Here is a 17,724-nt window from a genome sequence, read left to right on the forward strand (position 1 = left end):
GATCACCAGTCGGCCTGTAAGCCGGGTTCTGTATGGCGGGGTTTCCCCCACGTGGCGGCCATTCATCTGGGAGTCCCATTGCTGGAACCCTCGTGCAACCAACCCGGACGACAAGCCGCGAAAACATGGCCGGAGCAAGCTCCCATCGTCCCTATTCGGTTTTGCTCCCGGTGGGGTTTACCGTGCGGCCTCCGTTGCCGGACGCCCGGTGCGCTCTTACCGCACCCTTTCACCCTTACCCCGGAAAACCGGGGCGGTTTGCTTTCTGTGGCACTTTCCCTGGGGTCGCCCCCGCCGGACGTTATCCGGCACCGTGTTTCCGTGGAGCCCGGACTTTCCTCCCTCCGCAAAGGAGAGCGGCCGCCCGGCCGACTGGTGATGGATGGTGATGTAGGGTCGCCACACCCCGCGCGTCAAGCGTCGACCGCGGGCGCGCTCAGCGCGGGCCGCAGCCCGCGTGCTCTTGTGATGTCCCCATAGGCCGTGTTGATCGCCGCCAGCTTCGCCGTTGCCAGCCCCATGAGATCGGCGGGCACGCCCTTGGCGACCATGCGGTCTGGATGGTGCTCGGCCACCAGCCGCCGGTAAGCCCGGCGCAATTCCTCGTCCGGCGCATCGGGCGCCAGCCCCAGCACCGCATAGGGGTCCCGGTGTCCGTTGGGCAAAAGCACGTGCTGGGACGCGATCTGCTCGAACCGCACCGCGTCGAACCCGAAGATATCGTTGATCGCGCGCAGATAGTCCATCTCGTCCGGGTGCACGAACCCGTCCGCCGTCGCGATCTCGAACAGCGCATCGAGCACGTGTTCGAGCGTTGCCGGACTGTCGATAAAGAGCTTGCGCACTTTTCTCGCGTAGCTGTCGAACCCGGCGGTGTCCTGCCGCGCCAGCGCAAAGAACCGGTCCACATGCGGGTCCGCCCCCTCGGGAATGTCGACCAGCTTGTGGAAGGTCGAAATCTCGCGGATGCTCACCACTCCATCGGCCACCGCCATCTTGGCCGAAAGCGCGATGATCGACATGGTAAAGGCCGTGTCCCGCCCTCCCGGCAGCCAGTTGTCCGGGTCGAGCATCTGCACGACCCCATCAGAAAACGACCCCAGAAAGGCCGATAACCGCTCCCAAATCGACATATGCCTTTTCCGCAAAACCAGCGACCGGGCGTAATGGACGACGCGGGCAACCGCACCCTCCAGCCATCCGGCAAATGGCGGGCAGTCCCGACCGGCGCATGTAGAGGTGCCGCAAGTCACGATTCGCTACCAGCCATAATAATCTTCATAAACGAACCCGTACGGGTTCGACTGTACCCGACGGGTACTGAACCTAGCACCACTGTTCCCCGGGACGCCAGCGCGCATCTGCTCCTCATAGATCCAGATGGGCTCGCCATCCGGCCCCACCACCGCTACCAGCCCCTGGCGGCGCGGATCGTCCGGCGCCAGATACCCGTTGCGAGGTTGCGGCGCGACCAGCGCCTGCCGCTCTTGGAGCGACATGAATTTTCCCGTCTCGGGCACCGCGCCATCCTCGCCATGGGCAATCGCGGCAATGGCATCATAATCGATCGGCTGCTGCCGGGGACCGGCCAACCCTTCGGGGCGCGGTATGGGCCGGGGCGGCTCGGCAACGGCCACCGTCTCGCTGGCCTCGGGCACATTCGTCTCTTCGGCCTCCACCGGCAATGGCCTCTCCGCCACCGCCTCGGGCGCCGGCTGCACCGTGCCGCCGTTGAGCGGACGGCCATTAACGGTCACGATGGGCCGCGTCTCTGCCACCTCTTCATCCGCCGCGTCCTCGGGCACCACGGGAAAGCCCGCGCTGTCCACCACCCGGCTCGGCGCACTGGCCGCGCGCTCGGGCGCGGTTTCGGCCTCGGGCGTTATGGCCACGACGCCCGCCTGCTCGTCCGCTCCGTCCTGCTGCAACAGCGCCCCGCCGCCAAGCAAGATGATGGCGGTGAGCATGATCCCCGATGCGATGGGTTTTGAAAGCATCGTCAAATCCTTGAAATGGCCCTCCGGCCTGCATCCCCCGCAGGATGCTTCTCGCCTCCGATCATGGCAGCAGTTTGGTGAACTGACCCTGAACGCCCCCGCCCAAAGCATGGTTGCAACCCTTTGCGCCCGCGCGCATACTGATCCCACAGGAGAATGTATACATGTCGCAAGCACACCAGATCGTCGGCGGCGGACCCAAAAAGGTCCTCTATACCCTTCAGACCGTCGCCCGGATGGGGGTCGGCAAGGCCGCCAAGGCGTTGACCGCCAAGAACACCTGCAAGGCGTGCGCCTACGGCATGGGCGGCCAGCAGGGCGGCATGACCAACGAGTTGGGCGAGTTCCCCTCGGTGTGCAACAAGAGCGTGCAGGCCCAGTCCACCGACATCCAGCCCGCCATCCCCCACGCCATCTTCCAGCACCCGCTCGCGGACCTCAAGGAGTTGACCGGCCGCGAGATGGAGCATCTCGGCCGGCTGGGCGATCCTGTATACAAAGCCAGGGGCGCGGACGGGTATTCCGTCGTCTCGTGGGACTGGGCGCTCGATTACGCCGCGCAAAAGCTCCTCGCCACCACCCCGGCCCGCACCTTCTTTTATTCCTCGGGGCGCTCGTCCAACGAAGCCGGGTTCATCTTCCAGCTTCTCGCCCGCGCCTTCGGCACCAACAACGTCAACAACTGTTCGTATTATTGCCACCAGGCAACATCCGAGGGCCTTGCCAGCACCATCGGCAAGGGCACCGCGACGGTGGAACTGGCTGATTTGAAGGGCACCGACATGATCTTCGTGATCGGCGCCAACCCCTCGTCCAACCACCCGCGCTTCATCCACATGCTGAAAAACTGCCGCGATCGCGGCGGTGAGGTCATCGTCATCAACCCCGCCCGCGAGCCGGGGCTGGTGAAGTTCGCGGTGCCCAAATCCCCGACCTCCATGCTCAAGGGCGGCGACGAGATCGCCTCCGATTATCTCCAGCCGCGCATCGGCGCCGACATCGCGCTGATGAAGGGCATCGCCAAGGCGCTCATGGAAAAGGGTCTGGAGAACGCGGAGTTCATCGCCAGCCACACCTCGGGATTTTCCGCATTCCGCGCCGATATCGAGGCCCTTTCATGGGATGAGATCACCACCGCCACCGGCATCGCGCGCGAGGAGATCGAACGCGTCGCCACCCGCTACGGCAAGGCCGAACACGCCGTTTTCGCCTGGGGCATGGGCATGACCCATCACGTCCATGGCGTCGAGAACGTCGAGATGATCGCCAACCTTGCGCTGTTGCGCGGCATGGTGGGCAAGAAGCACGCAGGGCTGCTGCCACTCCGTGGCCATTCCAACGTGCAGGGCATCGGCACCATCGGCGTCAAGCCGGTGCTGGCCGAAGACGTCTTCCAGCGCATGGAACAGGCCTTTGGCGTCACCCTCTCCCGCGAGGAGGGCATGGACACCATGGCGTGCCTCCACACCGCCCATCGCGGCGATATCGACGCTGCCGTGATCATGGGCGGCAACCTTTATGGTGCCTCCCCCGACACCAGATGGGCCGGCGAAGCCCTCGACCGTATCGGCTTCAAACTGTTTTTGACGACCACCCTCAACCTCGGCCACGTCTTCGGCCACGACGACAGCGAAGCGCTGATCCTGCCCGTCACCGCCCGCGACGAGGAATGGCAGCCCACCACCCAGGAATCGATGTTCAACTTCGTGCGCCTGTCCGATGGCGGCATCGACCGCCTCGCCAATGTCCGCCCCGAAAGCGACATCCTCACCGACATCGCCACCCGTATCCTGCCCGATATGGGCATAGACTTCTCACCCTTCAAGAAACACACCAGGGTCCGCGAAGCGATCGCCGAAATCGTCCCCGGCATGGAAGCGATTAAGGACATCGACATCGCCAAGCGCGAGTTCCACATCGCCAACCGCCTGCTGCACACCCCCAGCTTCAGCACGCCGGACAAGCGCGCCAATTTCGTCGTCTGCCCGCTGCCAAAGGAAAAGCAGGCCCCCAACGGCCACAAGCTCCTGACGCTGGCGACCATCCGGTCCGAGGGCCAGTTCAACACCATCGTCTATGAGGACAAGGACAGCTACCGCAAACAGGCCCCCCGCTGGTCGGTGCTGCTCAACGTCGAGGACATGGCTGAACTCGGCGTCACCGAAGGCGACCCCATCGACATAGCCTCGGAACGCGGAACCATGAAGGCTCTCAAGGCCATCGCCTTCGACGTCCCCCGCGGCTCTGCGCTGGCCTATTACCCCGAAGCCAACGTACTGGTGGGAACGGAAATCGATCCCAGATCAAAGACCCCGGCCTTCAAATCGGTGCCGGTCTGGGTAGCGAACGTCTAGATTGTTTCAGGTCTTGATTGAACCGGCACAGAGCGGCGTGTTTTGAAAGATCGCACTGGATTGCCGGTAATGAATACCGGAATGACACTGGTGCTTTTGGCAAGCTGCTGCCCAAAACTCCACCGTCACCCCGGGATTTATTCCCGGGGTCCAGAGCATCGTTTCCGCACGCGGACAGCCTCGGTGATTCCGTCAAGACCTGAACTGCCCTAGCAGCTGTTGCTGCACGGCGCCTCCACCGTCGGTGTTTCACTCATGTCGATACCCATCACGACAGCTCTGGCAAGAAGCTCATCGATGTAGGAACGGCTTGCGCGCACCCAATCCGCCTTTTCCTGTGCCTCGTGCAGATGCGGCAGCACTGCCGTAAAGGGCAGGATTTCGCCGCGGATTTTCGCGTCGAGCCTTATCAGGTGAACACCATAGCGGCTTTCCACCGGCGCATCGCAGATACTGCCTTCCGCCATGCTGCCAAGCGCGGCCTCAAATTCGGGGACCGTATCACCGGAAGCAAGCTGGCCGAGCACACCGCCATTGGCACGCGAAGGACAGGCGCTGTATTCGGCGGCAAGGGCGGCAAAGCGGCGAGGGTCGCGTTTTAGCTCGGCAAGCACGGCATCGGCCTGCCGGCGCGCCAATGCCCGGCCATCGGCGTCGCCGGGGGGCACGGGGAAAAGGATATGAGCCGCCTCGAACAGCGACGGGCCGCGAAACCGGTCCGGCGCCATATCATAGATCGCGCGCAACCGCGCTTCATCGATCGCAGCCGGAACGATGGCAGTTTCGAGAAGCTGGCGGATCAGGGCTTCCTCGTCCGTTTCCCACTTCCCCTCCTCGATTTCAACCGGTTCAGGCGCGATGCCGCGCGCACAGGCCTCCTGCAACAGCAGCTCGCGCAACACCAATGCGCGCGTCGCCGCCAGCCATGCCCGGCCCGGCTGGCCCTTGGGTGCGGGATGGTTCTGCGCCTCCGAAGCGATTGCCTCGGCGGCGATGGTGACGCCATTGACGGTAACGGGAACCGGGCGATTGGTCCGATCGATAACCCTCATTCGCCCGGCTCCATATGTGTGCGTGGCAAGGGCTTCAGCCCGCTCGGCGCTGGTTTTGCCCCCCGTCGTGAGCGTACGATCTGATAACCCGGCCGCCACAGGTAGCACAGCGGCGCGGAGAACATGTGAACGAGCCGGGTGAAGGGAAACAGGAGGAAGATGGTCAGACCGAGCGCGATATGCGCCTTGAACAGCCAATGCACCTCCGTGACATAGTCAGCAGCGCCGGCGCGCAGATAGATTATGCCCTGCGCCCAGTTCATCAGCTTGATCATTTCTTCGCCATCGAGATGATTCAGCGAGACGAGGATTGACGCCAGCCCAAGCAGCAACTGCGCCATTAGCAACACCATGATACCGGTGTCGGCCAAGGTGGAGTTGGCGCGGATACGCGGATCGAACAGACGCCGGTGCAGCAACATCATTCCCCCGATGAGCGCCATGATGCCAGCTACGCCACCGGCTGAGATGGCAAGGATCTGCTTGGCCTCGTGGCTCACTCCCAATGCGTCGAACACCTGGACCGGCGTAAGCAACCCGACCAGATGGCCTGCAAAGATCGCCAGTATGCCGACATGGAACAGGACCGAACCCGCGATGAACTGGCGCTTGCGCAGCAACTGGCTCGACTTGGACTTCCAGGTGAAGGGGTCGCGTTCATAGCGGGCGATGCTGGCTATCACCATCACGCTGATGGCGATGTAAGGATAGATGCCGAAGACGAAGTCATGCATGGTACTCTCCCGTTTACCGTGAAGGCCGCGCCTGCGCGGGCTCCATTCGGGCCAGAATGTCCCGGCTGACCGGACACCCTGCATCCGGGTCCGGGCCGAACGTCACCTGAGCCTCTTCCCAGATCGCATCGAGGGCGGCGAGATCTTCGGGATTGTCGTCCTGCTGCGCGAGAAGAGCCTGCGCCTCCTCGGTAGCGGGATCGGCGCAAGACAGCGTCACCAGCCCTTCGAGCACGGCGGCATATACACTCTCGCGCCGCGCCAGCCGCTCGGCGAGTGCAACGAGGATGTGCCCTGCATCGGCCAGGATGCCGCGCGCCTCGGTCAGCGGCCGCTGCGAGAGAAATTCGAGGAGCACCGGCAGATAGTCCGGCAGTTCCGCTCCTGCCAGATCGAAACCGCCCGCACGATAGGTCTCGAGCAGGTCGACCATCGCCCCGCCCCGATCCCGGCTTTCACCATGGATGTGCTCGAAGAGGTTGAGCGAGAGGGTGCGCGAGCGGTCGAACAGGAGCACATAGCGCTCCTGAAGGTCGTAGATATCCCCGGTCTCGAGCGAGACCAGCAAGGGCTCGAGCGCCGCAATGGCGCGAGGTGGCAGTAAGCCCTCGCCGAACGCCGCGCGGATTGCTGGGATGGCCTCCTGAAGATCGCGTTCCGGATAGGTCAGGAGGGCCGACAGGGCCTTGAAGGTCTTCATGCGATGAACTCCTGCGGGCTACGGAATTTTTTACCGCCGAACAGCGATTGACCCGAATGTCCCGACGAACAGCCATTGCCGTCGGTAAAGCCGCACCCGCCCTTGAGATCATAGGCGTCCTCGACCAGTTCCCGATGGGTGGTGGGGATGACGAAGCGGTCTTCGTAGTTGGCGATTGCAAGAAGCTGGTACATCTGGTCGATCTGTGACGGCGACAGGCCGACCCGCTTGGCGACACCCATATTGACGACACCGTCGACCGTCTTGGAACGCATGTAGGAGCGCATGGCCAGCATCCGCTCCAGCGCCGACACGATCGGCGCTTCATCCCCGGCGGTGAGCATGTTGGCGAGATAGCGCACCGGAATGCGCAAGGAGCGCACATCGGGCATGTCGTCCTGCGCGGCAATCCGCCCCGCCTCGGCCGCGTTCTGGATCGGCGACAGCGGCGGCACGTACCAGACCATCGGCAGGGTGCGGTATTCCGGGTGCAGCGGGAAGGCGATCTTCCATTCCATCGCCATCTTCCATATGGGCGAATTCTGCGCCCCCTTGATCCAGTCCTCGGGAATGCCCGCGGCGAGCGCCGCGGCGATCACCTCGGGGTCGTTGGGATCGAGAAAAACGCCGAGCTGGGCATCATAAAGGTCCTTCTCGTTCTCGACGCCCGCCGCCTCGGCGATCCTGTCGGCATCGTAGAGCATCACGCCCAGATAGCGGATACGCCCCACGCAAGTCTCCGAACAGACCGTCGGCTGCCCGCTTTCGAGGCGCGGATAGCAGAGCGTGCACTTCTCGGATTTGCCGGTCGACCAGTTGTAATAGATTTTCTTGTAGGGACAGCCAGATACGCACATGCGCCAACCCCGGCATTTTTCCTGGTCGATCAGCACCACGCCATCGTCCTCGCGCTTGTAGATCGCGCCCGAAGGACAGGAGGCGACGCAAGACGGGTTGAGACAGTGCTCGCAGAGCCTTGGCAGGTACATCATGAAGGTGTTTTCGTACTGACCGTAGATTTCCTTCTCAACGCCCTCGAAATTGTAATCCTTCGACCGCTTCTCGAACTCGCCGCCGAGGATTTCCTCCCAGTTGGGTCCCCATTCGATCTTTTCCATGCGCTCGCCCGAAATCTTCGAGCGCGGACGCGCGGTTGGGAACGCCTCCATCTCGGGGGCGGATTTCAAATGGTCGTAGTCGTAGTCGAATGGCTCGTAGAAATCGTCGATCTCGGGCAGGTCCGGATTGGCGAAGATGTTTGCCAATATGCGCCATTTGCCGCCTTGCCTGGGTTGAAGCGCGCCATTTTTTGTTCGCCTCCAGCCACCATTCCAGCGTTTCTGGTTCTCCCAGTCCTTGGGATAGCCAATGCCGGGCTTCGTCTCGACGTTGTTGAACCAGGCGTATTCAACGCCTTCGCGGCTGGTCCACACGTTCTTGCAGGTGACCGAACAAGTGTGGCACCCGATGCACTTGTCGAGGTTGAGCACCATTCCGATCTGAGCACGAATCTTCATTGCGCTGCCTCCGCAGTCCGGGTTTCAGGCCGGTCGAGCCAGTCGACCTTTTGCAGTTTGCGCACGATCACGAACTCGTCGCGGTTGGACCCCACGGTGCCGTAATAGTTGAAGCCATAGGCAAGCTGGGCGTAGCCGCCGATCATGTGGGTCGGCTTCAGCACGGTGCGGGTGACGGAATTGTGGATGCCCCCACGCTTGCCGGTCACCTGGCTGCCGGGCGTGTTTATGATCTTTTCCTGTGCGTGATACATGAACATGGAGCCGTCTTTCATGCGCTGGCTGACGACCGCGCGCGCGGTGATGGCGCCATTGATGTTGAAGACTTCGACCCAGTCGTTATCGACCAGCCCCGCCGTCCTGGCGTCGGCTTCGGAAATCCACACCACCGGCCCGCCCCGGTTGAGGGTCAGCATCAAAAGGTTGTCCGTATAGGTAGAATGGATGCCCCATTTCTGGTGCGGGGTCAGAAAATTCAGCACCACATGCGGCTCGTCGGGTTCCAGCGTCTGCCGGACGGCCTTCCCCACCGTCTTGAGATCCACCGGCGGACGCCAGGTGACGAAGCCCTCTCCAAACGCCCGCATCCACTCGTGGTCCTGATAGAGCTGCTGACGGCCGGTGACTGTGCGCCATGGGATCAATTCGTGCACATTGGTCCATCCTGCATTATAGCAGACCTCCTCGCTTTCGATACCTGACCAGGTGGGGGAGGAGATGATCTTGCGCGGCTGGGCGGCGATGTCGCGGAAGCGGATTTTCTCGTCCTGCTTGACCGCGGCCAGATGCCTGTGGTCCTTCCCGGTCGCCTTGCCCAGTGCATCCCATGCCTTGACCGCCACCTCGCCATTGGTTTCGGGCGCCAGCATCAGGATCATCTCGGCGGCGTCGATTGCCGTGTCCAGGCGAGCCATCCCCTTGGTCGCGCCCTCCTCGGTAACGGTGCCGTTCAGGGCCCTGAGATGGTGGACTTCCTCTTTTGTGTCCCAGGCGATGCCCTTCCCGCCATTGCCGATCTTTTCCATCAATGGCCCGATGGCGGTGAAGCGCTTGTAAAGGTTGGGATAGTCGCGCTCCACCGCGATATAGGCAGGCGCGGTCCGGCCGGGGATCAGTTCGCACTCGCCCCGCTTCCAGTCGCGTACCGCGTCCTGCGCCAGTTCACCGGGACTATCGTGCTGCAAGGGCAGTTGCACCACATCGCTCTCGACGCCGAGGGTTTCCGGAGCCACTTCGGAGAATTTCTTTGCGATCGCCTTGAAGATTTCCCAGTCGCTCTTTGATTCATAGGCCGGGTCCACGGCCGCCTGCAGCGGGTGGATGAAAGGGTGCATGTCGGACGTGTTCATGTCGTCCTTTTCGTACCAGCTCGCGGTGGGCAGTACGATGTCGGCGTAAACGGCGGTGGTCGACATGCGGAAGTCGATGGTGACCAGAAGGTCGAGCTTTCCTTCCGGCGCCTTGTCGTGCCACACCGCCTCAACCGGCTTCATGCGGCCTTCCGCACCCAGATCCTTGCCTTGCACGCCATGATCGGTGCCGAGCAGGTATTTGAGGAAATATTCATGTCCCTTGCCGGACGAACCGAGCAGGTTGGACCGCCAGACGAAAAGATTCCGGGGCCAGTTTTCCGGTGCATCCGGGTCCTCGCAGGACATTTGCAATTCGCCCGATTTCAGCCGTTCGGCCACATAGGCCTGAACCTCGACGCCCGCCGCCTTTGCCGCGCGGGCCACCTCCAGCGGATTGGTCTTGAGTTGCGGGGCGGAAGGCAGCCAGCCCATCCGCTCGGCACGTATGTTGTAGTCGATCAGGCTGAGCTGGCGCCAATCGCCTGCGGGCGCTGTCGGCGAAAGGATTTCGGCGGCGCTCACCGTCTCGTAGCGCCATTGGCCGGTGTGAGCGTAAAAAGCGCTCGTCGAATTCATGTGGCGCGGCGGGCGCGCCCAGTCGAGGGCGAAGGCCAGCGGGGTCCAGCCCGTTTGCGGACGCAGTTTTTCCTGCCCCACATAGTGTGCCCAACCACCGCCCGATTGCCCCACGCAACCGCACATCACCAGCATGTTGATGACCGCGCGGTAATTCATGTCCATATTAAACCAGTGGTTCATTCCCGCACCGATGATGACCATCGAGCGGCCATTGGTCTTTTCGGCGTTGGCGGCGAATTCACGGGCGACCTGGATGATCTTGTCGCGGCGCACGCCGGTTATGCGCTCCGCCCAGGCCGGTGTGAACGGTACGTCCGCATCGTAATCCGAGGCGACGTGGTCGCCACCCAGGCCACGGTCGAGGCTGTAATTGGCGCACAAAAGATCGAACACGGTGGTGACCAGCACTTCCTCGCCGTCCGCCAGCCTGAGTCGCCGCACCGGCACCTTTCGGGTCAGTACATCGCCACGGTCGTCGATCTCGAAGCCATTCGCGGCGGAGCCGCCGAAGTAGGGGAAATCGACGCGCGCCACCTCGTCGTGGTCGTCTTCAAGGATCAGGCTCAGCTTGAGACGCACGTCACGGCCGGCCGCCTTCTCTTCGAGGTTCCAGCGACCGGTCTCCATGTCCTTGTCCCCCGAGGTGCCGGTCTCGGCCACCCCCGCCTCCTTGACCGGAGCAACGCCTCCTCCCGCCGTCCAGCGATAGCCGATCGAGCCGTTCGGCGCGACGAGGTCGCCGCTGATTTCGTCGATGGCCACGGTCTTCCATTCGGGATTGCCGTGCTCACCGAGTGCGCCGGGCAGGTCCGCGGCCCGCAACTGCCGCCCCGGCACCAGCCGCTCGCCCTGCCGATCGAGCCGCACCAGCATCGGCATATCGGAATATTTGCGGCAGTAGTCCTCGAAATAGGGAACCTGCCGGTCGAGGTGGAACTCGCGCAGGATGACGTGACCGAAAGCCATGCCCAGGGCCGCGTCGGTGCCCTGCTTGGCATTGAGCCAGATATCGGCGAATTTGGCGGCTTCCGAATAATCCGGGCAGATGACGGCACTCTTGGTGCCCTTGTAGCGCACTTCGGTATAAAAATGCGCATCGGGCGTGCGCGTCTGCGGTACGTTCGACCCCCACAGGAGCAGGTAGCCGGCATTGTACCAATCAGCGGATTCGGGGACGTCGGTCTGTTCGCCCCAGGTCTGGGGACTGGCCGGGGGCAGATCGCAATACCAGTCGTAAAAGGACATGCAGGTGCCGCCGAGCAGGGACAGATAGCGCGTACCCGCCGCATAGGAGACCATCGACATAGCCGGGATCGGCGAAAAGCCGAACACCCGGTCGGGGCCGTATTTCCGCGTCGTATAGGCGTTGGCGGCTGCCACGATCTCCGTCGCCTCATCCCAGCTTGCCCGCACGAAGCCGCCCCTGCCGCGAATGCGCGTATAGCTTTCGCGCGCCGCCGGATCGTCCTGGATCGCCGTCCAGGCCTCGATCGGGCTCATCGTCTTGCGCTTTTCGCGCCATAGCCGCATCAGACGGCCCCGAATGAGCGGCGTCTTCACCCGGTTGGCGCTATAAAGATACCAGCTATACGAAGCGCCGCGTGCGCAGCCGCGCGGTTCATGATTGGGTAGATCGGGCCGCGTGCGCGGATAGTCGGTCTGCTGGGTCTCCCAGGTGACGATCCCCGATTTGACGTAGATTTTCCACGAACACGAGCCGGTGCAGTTCACCCCATGGGTGGAACGCACGATCTTGTCGTGCTGCCACCGCCGGCGGTAGACGTCTTCCCAGTCACGGTTCTCGATGGTCGTCTGGCCATGCCCTTCAGCGAACGTGTCCTTGCGCAAGGAGGTCAGGAAGTTCAGTCGGTCCAGCAAGTGGCTCATGGCCGTCTCCTCGATTTATTGCGCAGGAATGGGGGCTGTGCCTGCCCGCCCCCGCTCGATGTCATGCAGCAGGCCGCCGCGGCGCGTATAGACGGCCCAGGTGACGGCCAGGCACAGGCCGTAAAAGACAAGGAACGCCCAGAGGGCCGCCAGCGGTGCTCCCGTCAACTCGATCGACGAGCCATAGGCTTTCGGGATGAAGAACCCGCCATAGCCGCCGATGGCGCTGGTAAAAGCGACGATCGCCGCCGCCTCGCGGTCGGACCGGCGGCGGCGATCGGCCATGTCCTCGTGGGGATAAAGGCGGGCGATCTCCTTGCGCATGATGACGGGGATCATCTGGAAGGTCGAGGAATTGCCGATCCCGCTGAAAAAGAACAGCGCCATGAAGCCCGCAAAAAAGACGGCAAAGGATGCGCTCTCCAACCCCCAGATCACGACCAGCACCGCAGCGATCATTCCGGCAAACACCCAGAAAGTGACCCGCCCGCCGCCCACCCTGTCGGCCAGCCGGCCGCTTCCGGCGCGGCTGAGCGCACCGATCAAGGGACCCAGAAACACAAATTGCAGCGCATCTATCTCCGGGAAGGCCAGGCCCGAAAGCAGCGGAAAGCCCGCCGAATAACCGATGAAGGAGCCGAAGGTGCCAACATAGAGCAGGCACATCACCCAGTTCTGGGTGCGCGTGAAGATCACCGCCTGTTCGCGAAAACTGGCGCGCGCATCGGTGAGGTCGTTCATCCCCAGCCATGCCGCCGCCGTCGATGCCAGGATGAAGGGCACCCAGATGAAACCGGCGTTCTGCATCCAGATGTGGCTGCCGTCCGGCAATTCCTGCGGGACCCCGCCAAGCGCACCAAACACCCCGGCCGTGATGGCCAGCGGCACCAGAAACTGCATGAGCGAGACGCCCAGATTGCCCAGCCCCGCATTCAGCCCCATGGCGTGCCCCTTTTCGGCCTGCGGGAAAAAGAAGCTGATATTGGCCATGGACGAGGCGAAATTGCCGCCACCAAGACCGCACAGCAGCGCCAGCACCACAAAGATCAGATAGGGCGTGGACGGGTCCTGCACCGCATAGCCGATGCCCATGGCCGGGATCAGCAAAGAAGCCGTGGACAGCGTGGTCCACAGGCGGCCGCCGAAGATCGGCACCATGAAGCTATAGAAGATGCGCAAGGTCGCGCCCGAGAGGGCCGGCAATGCCGCCAGCCAGAAAAGCTGGTCCTGGCTGAAGTCGAAGCCGATGGAAGGCAATTGCGCCACAACCACCGACCACACCATCCATACCGCAAAGGCGAATACCAGCGCCGGGATTGAGACCCACAGATTGCGCCGTGCGATGCGACGGCCCGTATCGTTCCAGAATTGCGGGTCCTCGGGCCGCCAGTCGTCGATCACATGGGGCATGACCGTACGTTCGGGATCATGGACTTCCGCAAGTTCTGGAAAGTTGGGCAGCCGGTCGAGAGCCGCGCCCTGCGCCTGGCGCTCCATGACTCGGATGGAAAGATGCATCCAGCCCAGCGATACGGCCACGATCGCGAGCAGCAGCACGAAGGCCGAGGTCCATATCCCGGTCACATCGAGCAGCGCACCGAAGACGATAGGCAGGATAAAGCCGCCCAGCCCGCCGATCATCCCGACCAGCCCGCCCACCGAACCTACATGTTTCGGATAGTAGATCGGGATATGCCGGAAGACGGCCGCTTTGCCCAGGCTCATGAAAAAGCCGAGCCCGAAAAGGGTCGCAACAAACGGCCACAGGCCCATCTCGGTCGAAAAGGCGATCGGCCCGTCCTTGCCGCGGATCACGTAATGCGTGGGCGGATAGGACAGCATGAAGAGGAACAGGAGCGAAAAGCCCAGCGTCCAGTACATGACGGCGCGAGCGCCGAACCTGTCCGACAGCACTCCGCCATAGGCGCGAAAGACGCTGGCGGCAAGGCTGAAGATGGCGGCGGCGATACCAGCCGTGCGGACGTCCACGCCATAAACCTGCACGAGATAGTAAGGCAGCCACAGGGCCAGCGCGACGAACCCGCCGAAAACGAAGAAATAATAAAGTGAGAAGCGCCAGACCTGAAGGTTCTTGAGCGGCGCGAACTGCTCGGCAAGGCTGGGTGTTGCAATGCCTTGGGCGCGCCGGGCCGTGAACTCGGGATCGTCCTTGGCCAGAAGGTAGAATATGATGCCCATGGCGGCGATGACCGCTGCCCATAGCTCCGCAACGCCATGCCAGCCCCAGGCGACCAGGGCGAAGGGGGCCAGAAACGTCGTCAGCGCCGCACCCGCATTGCCCATGCCGAAAACCCCGAGCGCCGTCCCCTGCCGCGCCTGCGGATACCATTTGGTGACATAGGCGACCCCGATGATGAAGGACCCCCCCGCCAGGCCGACGCCAAGCGCGGCCAGCAGAAAGGTCGGATAGCTATGGGCCCAGGTCAGGGCATAGGTCGCGGCGCCGGTCAGGAGCATCTGGGCGGCGAACACCAGCCGCCCGCCATAGCGCTCGGTCCAGACCCCGAGGATCAGCCTGGTCAGCGAGCCGGTCAGCACTGGCGTCGCGATCAGAACGCCATATTCGAGCTCGGTAAGCCCCAGTTCGTCCTTGATGGACAGGCCGATGATGGAAAAAAGCGTCCAGACGGCAAAGCACAACGTAAAGGCGATGGTGCTCAGCCAAAGGGCCCTTTGCTGATCGCTGCGGCTCGGTGTCGTATGGCCTGCCATGGTTTGGCTCCCGATCGGATTCCACCTGCTGGATAAGCGAACTCATGAACAGGGAAACACGCGCGGCGGCGACAGGTCGTTGACTTGGGTCAATTGTATTGAAGTCCGGCCGGCCGTCCGACCATTTCAGTGAAACACCAGGGTTTTAGGGTATATCCGAACATTCACATGGTTGATGCACCCGCTACAATTGACATTGTTGCATCACCGGATTGATAAATATCAATTCTTGTGGCACCCGGAGAGCCGTTTCCATGAATGCCAGCGAAAAGCCGAGTCTGCGGCGCCTGCCGCTGTTTCGCGAAATGACGACGCCGACTTTCGACAGCCTGATGAAACTCGCCTACTCCCAGTCCTTTCCCCCACGGCTGGAGTTGATCCGGCAGGGCGAATATGCCGACTTCCTGCACGTCCTGATCAAGGGATCGGTCGAACTGCGCGCGGCGTGGAACGGGCGCAGCACGGTGATGGGCGTTGTCCAGCCGGTTTCGACCTTCATTCTGGCGGCCTGCGTCCGTAATGCGCCCTATCTGATGTCCGCCCGCACGCTGGAACGTGCGACGATCGTCATGGTCCCGGCCGCCGATGTGCGCGTCGCCCTGAGAAGCGACCCGGACTTCGCCATGGCCGCCATGGATGAACTGGCCCAGGGCTATCGCGGTTTCGTACGACAGACCAAGAACATGAAGCTGCGAAATTCGCTGGAGCGGCTTGCAGCATACATCCTCTATCGGTCCCGGCACGACGGCGATGCCGAGCGCATTGTGCTGCCGGTGGAAAAGCGCCATCTGGCATCCTATCTCGGCATGACCCCGGAAAATCTCTCACGCTCGATGAAAGTCTTGCAGGCCGATTGCCTGACGGTCGAAGGCATGGACATCACCATCACCGATCGATCCCGCCTGACGGCAATCGCATCGCCCGACCCCTTGATGGACGAGCCGGTCGCAGGCGCTGTAAAGGCCGCATTTTCCCGGCAGGCCGAATCCAAGAACTGATGCAGCGGGCGCGCTATGCCGAGCGAAGACGCTTGCGGGCATGACGTCAAATTCCGGGCAACATCGCATTTTCCCCGGGACAGATTATATCAATTGCCCGCACGCGCCTTGAGCCGGCGGAGGTCCGGCACGACGATCTGGCGATTGTTCTCGATGCTGATGACCTTGTCGTCGCGCAGCCGCGTCAATTGCCGGCTGACGGTCTCGACCGTCAGGCCGAGAAAATCGGCGATATCGGCTCTGCTCAGCGGCAAATCGAAACGCGACGCATTCTGGCCCTTGGTCATTGACGGGTCGGTGTGGTGGGCAATCATCAGCAACAGGCTCGCGATCTTCTCGCTCGCCGTCTTGCGGCCGAGTGTCACCATCCAGTCGCGAGCTTCGTCCAGTTCGTCCAACGCCTGGTTATAGAGCCGCCGCTCCAGCTCCGGCGATTCGCGCAACATCCTTTCAACGGCCGCCTTTGGAAACGAGCACAGCGTGACATCGGTGGCCGCCTGAGCGTTGATCGCGCTGTCGGAGCGGAACGGCCTACCGAGGAAATCAGGAGAAAACTGGAGACCAACGATTTGCTGTCGCCCGTCCGAGAGCGTCTTGGAGAGCTTGACTACACCCGAAAGGATATTGGCGTAATTGTCGACCCGCTCGGCCTCCCATAGCAGCGCAGCCCCGCTCCCCGCCGCCGATCTGCATGAAGCGCCGGCCAGTTCGGCAAGCTGATCGTGATCGAGGGCACCACAAACACCCCTGTTGCGTCCCTTGCAAGAAGCGCACAGCACGGGAATAGCGTAACTGGTTGGTTCCTTCTCCACGACATTGCCACCCTGGAAGGACTGATAGCGCCATTGACTACCATATGTGCCGGGCCAATTTGGAGCAGTCTAGAGGCCTTACGGTTCTCGAACAAGATCGGGTAGTCGATTTATGGAAGCGTCACTCCCTGCTCCTCGACATCACGTGCCTTTGAAATTCCGTCCAGATAAATGGCGAAGACACGCGGCGCATCGGCACGCATTTTTTCCATGCCGCCGGCGATCAGGGATTGCATCACGAGGCCCTGAATAGTGCCGATGAACAGTGTGGCCGCCGCCGCCGCATCCAGATCGTCATGCAATTCGCCGCATTCCTTGCCACTCGAAATAATATCGCACAGCCGCTCGATGTATTGTTTCATCATGGTTTGCGCGAGGCGCTTGGCCGGCGTCTGTCGAGCGCCCTGAAGCTCTCCGAACAGCATGCGCGGTGCGCCAGGGTGATCGGCGACAAACGCGATATGGGCGAAAAACATCGCCTCGATCTTTTCCTTGGGCGAAGTCATGTCCCTGGCCGCGCGATCGATCCGGGCCATCAGGTTGCTGGCCACCCAGTTCATGACTGCTTTCCAGATCGCGTCCTTGTTCGGAAAATGACGAAAGATAGCGCCCTGCGTCAGCTTCATGTGCTTGGCAATGGCCGTAGTCGTGATGCTGTCAGGGTTGGAAGAGCCGGCCAGTTCGATGACCGCCTCCACCGTGATATTACGGCGTTCTTCCGCCGGAATCTTCTTGGGGAGCCTCGCGCCGGTCAATGAAATGTCTCCGTGTACCATATATATACAGCGGTCCCTGTCATCGCCGGTATCCAGCGTTCCGGCCGCAATATTGATGAACGGTCACCGCACAGGTGGCGATCTGCTGCGCCTTGCCCGGCGCGAAATCGCGCAGGGGGATCGGTACGCGTCCATATAGCATGAAGAATGCCGGAAACGTGACATTCGTCTCGCTCATCAGCATGCGTTTCTTCCTCGGCCACACACGGCAATTGCCAGCCTTGCCGTGTGTG

13 protein-coding genes and 1 other RNA gene are annotated in these 17,724 nt (G+C 62.3%); 2 read left to right on the forward strand and 12 right to left on the reverse strand.

The genetic code is table 11. The annotated features are described in order from the left end of the window. Window position 1: 1 nt before the first annotated feature. From rnpB to DQG18_RS09165, 3 genes are all read right to left on the reverse strand, one after another. An RNA gene (gene rnpB, locus DQG18_RS09155) (RNase P RNA component class A) lies at window positions 2-376 on the reverse strand. Between the two features lie 37 nt (window positions 377-413). Further along, window positions 414-1,133: a J domain-containing protein gene (locus DQG18_RS09160; protein ID WP_116653956.1), complete on the reverse strand. Its 720-nt coding sequence runs from the start codon at window positions 1,131-1,133 to the stop codon at window positions 414-416. A 126-nt stretch (window positions 1,134-1,259) separates the two neighbouring features. After that, a complete protein-coding gene (locus tag DQG18_RS09165) occupies window positions 1,260-1,997 on the reverse strand; it encodes a hypothetical protein (protein WP_116653957.1) in 738 nt (245 codons plus the stop codon). A 164-nt stretch (window positions 1,998-2,161) separates the two neighbouring features. Here DQG18_RS09165 and DQG18_RS09170 point away from each other — a divergent pair, with 164 nt between their 5' ends. Beyond that, on the forward strand, window positions 2,162-4,351 hold the full coding sequence (locus tag DQG18_RS09170) for an FdhF/YdeP family oxidoreductase (protein ID WP_116653958.1): 2,190 nt from the start codon (window positions 2,162-2,164) through the stop codon (window positions 4,349-4,351). A gap of 209 nt (window positions 4,352-4,560) precedes the next feature. Here DQG18_RS09170 and DQG18_RS09175 read toward each other — a convergent pair whose 3' ends face one another. From DQG18_RS09175 to DQG18_RS16630, 6 genes are read right to left on the reverse strand one after another with little or no spacing between them, the layout of a single operon-like run. Continuing rightward, complete coding sequence (locus tag DQG18_RS09175; protein WP_116653959.1) at window positions 4,561-5,403, reverse strand: peptidylprolyl isomerase; 843 nt, start codon at window positions 5,401-5,403, stop codon at window positions 4,561-4,563. Further along, window positions 5,400-6,137, reverse strand: a complete 738-nt coding sequence (gene narI, locus DQG18_RS09180; RefSeq protein ID WP_116653960.1) for a respiratory nitrate reductase subunit gamma — start codon at window positions 6,135-6,137, stop codon at window positions 5,400-5,402. Before narI ends, DQG18_RS09175 begins: the two co-directional genes overlap by 4 nt. A 13-nt stretch (window positions 6,138-6,150) precedes the next feature. Continuing rightward, window positions 6,151-6,837, reverse strand: a complete 687-nt coding sequence (gene narJ / locus DQG18_RS09185) for a nitrate reductase molybdenum cofactor assembly chaperone (protein ID WP_116653961.1) — start codon at window positions 6,835-6,837, stop codon at window positions 6,151-6,153. After that, window positions 6,834-8,354 (reverse strand): nitrate reductase subunit beta, encoded by a 1,521-nt coding sequence (gene narH, locus DQG18_RS09190; RefSeq protein WP_116653962.1) that lies wholly within the window; start codon window positions 8,352-8,354, stop codon window positions 6,834-6,836. Before narH ends, narJ begins: the two co-directional genes overlap by 4 nt. Next, window positions 8,351-12,172: a nitrate reductase subunit alpha gene (locus DQG18_RS09195; RefSeq protein WP_116653963.1), complete on the reverse strand. Its 3,822-nt coding sequence runs from the start codon at window positions 12,170-12,172 to the stop codon at window positions 8,351-8,353. Before DQG18_RS09195 ends, narH begins: the two co-directional genes overlap by 4 nt. A gap of 15 nt (window positions 12,173-12,187) precedes the next feature. Further along, on the reverse strand, window positions 12,188-14,905 hold the full coding sequence (locus DQG18_RS16630) for a nitrate/nitrite transporter (protein WP_116653964.1): 2,718 nt from the start codon (window positions 14,903-14,905) through the stop codon (window positions 12,188-12,190). A 254-nt stretch (window positions 14,906-15,159) separates the two neighbouring features. Here DQG18_RS16630 and DQG18_RS09205 point away from each other — a divergent pair, with 254 nt between their 5' ends. Then, window positions 15,160-15,903 (forward strand): helix-turn-helix domain-containing protein, encoded by a 744-nt coding sequence (locus DQG18_RS09205; protein ID WP_116653965.1) that lies wholly within the window; start codon window positions 15,160-15,162, stop codon window positions 15,901-15,903. An 89-nt stretch (window positions 15,904-15,992) separates the two neighbouring features. On the opposite strand, the gene DQG18_RS09210 is transcribed toward DQG18_RS09205, so the two are convergent. The 3 genes from DQG18_RS09210 to DQG18_RS16060 all read right to left on the reverse strand — a co-directional run bounded on the left by DQG18_RS09210 (window position 15,993) and on the right by DQG18_RS16060 (window position 17,675). Continuing rightward, entirely contained in the window at window positions 15,993-16,715 is a 723-nt protein-coding gene (locus DQG18_RS09210) for a Crp/Fnr family transcriptional regulator (protein ID WP_116653966.1), read from the reverse strand. A 110-nt stretch (window positions 16,716-16,825) separates the two neighbouring features. Continuing rightward, window positions 16,826-17,470 carry a TetR/AcrR family transcriptional regulator gene (locus DQG18_RS09215; RefSeq protein WP_245958418.1) on the reverse strand — a complete coding sequence of 215 codons (645 nt, stop codon included), beginning with the start codon at window positions 17,468-17,470 and terminating at the stop codon, window positions 16,826-16,828. A gap of 40 nt (window positions 17,471-17,510) precedes the next feature. Next, a complete protein-coding gene (locus DQG18_RS16060; protein ID WP_157970081.1) occupies window positions 17,511-17,675 on the reverse strand; it encodes a hypothetical protein in 165 nt (54 codons plus the stop codon). Window positions 17,676-17,724: the final 49 nt, after the last annotated feature.

Origin of the sequence: Pelagibacterium sediminicola, assembly GCF_003390885.1 — a bacterium.
Taxonomy (GTDB): domain Bacteria; phylum Pseudomonadota; class Alphaproteobacteria; order Rhizobiales; family Devosiaceae; genus Pelagibacterium; species Pelagibacterium sediminicola.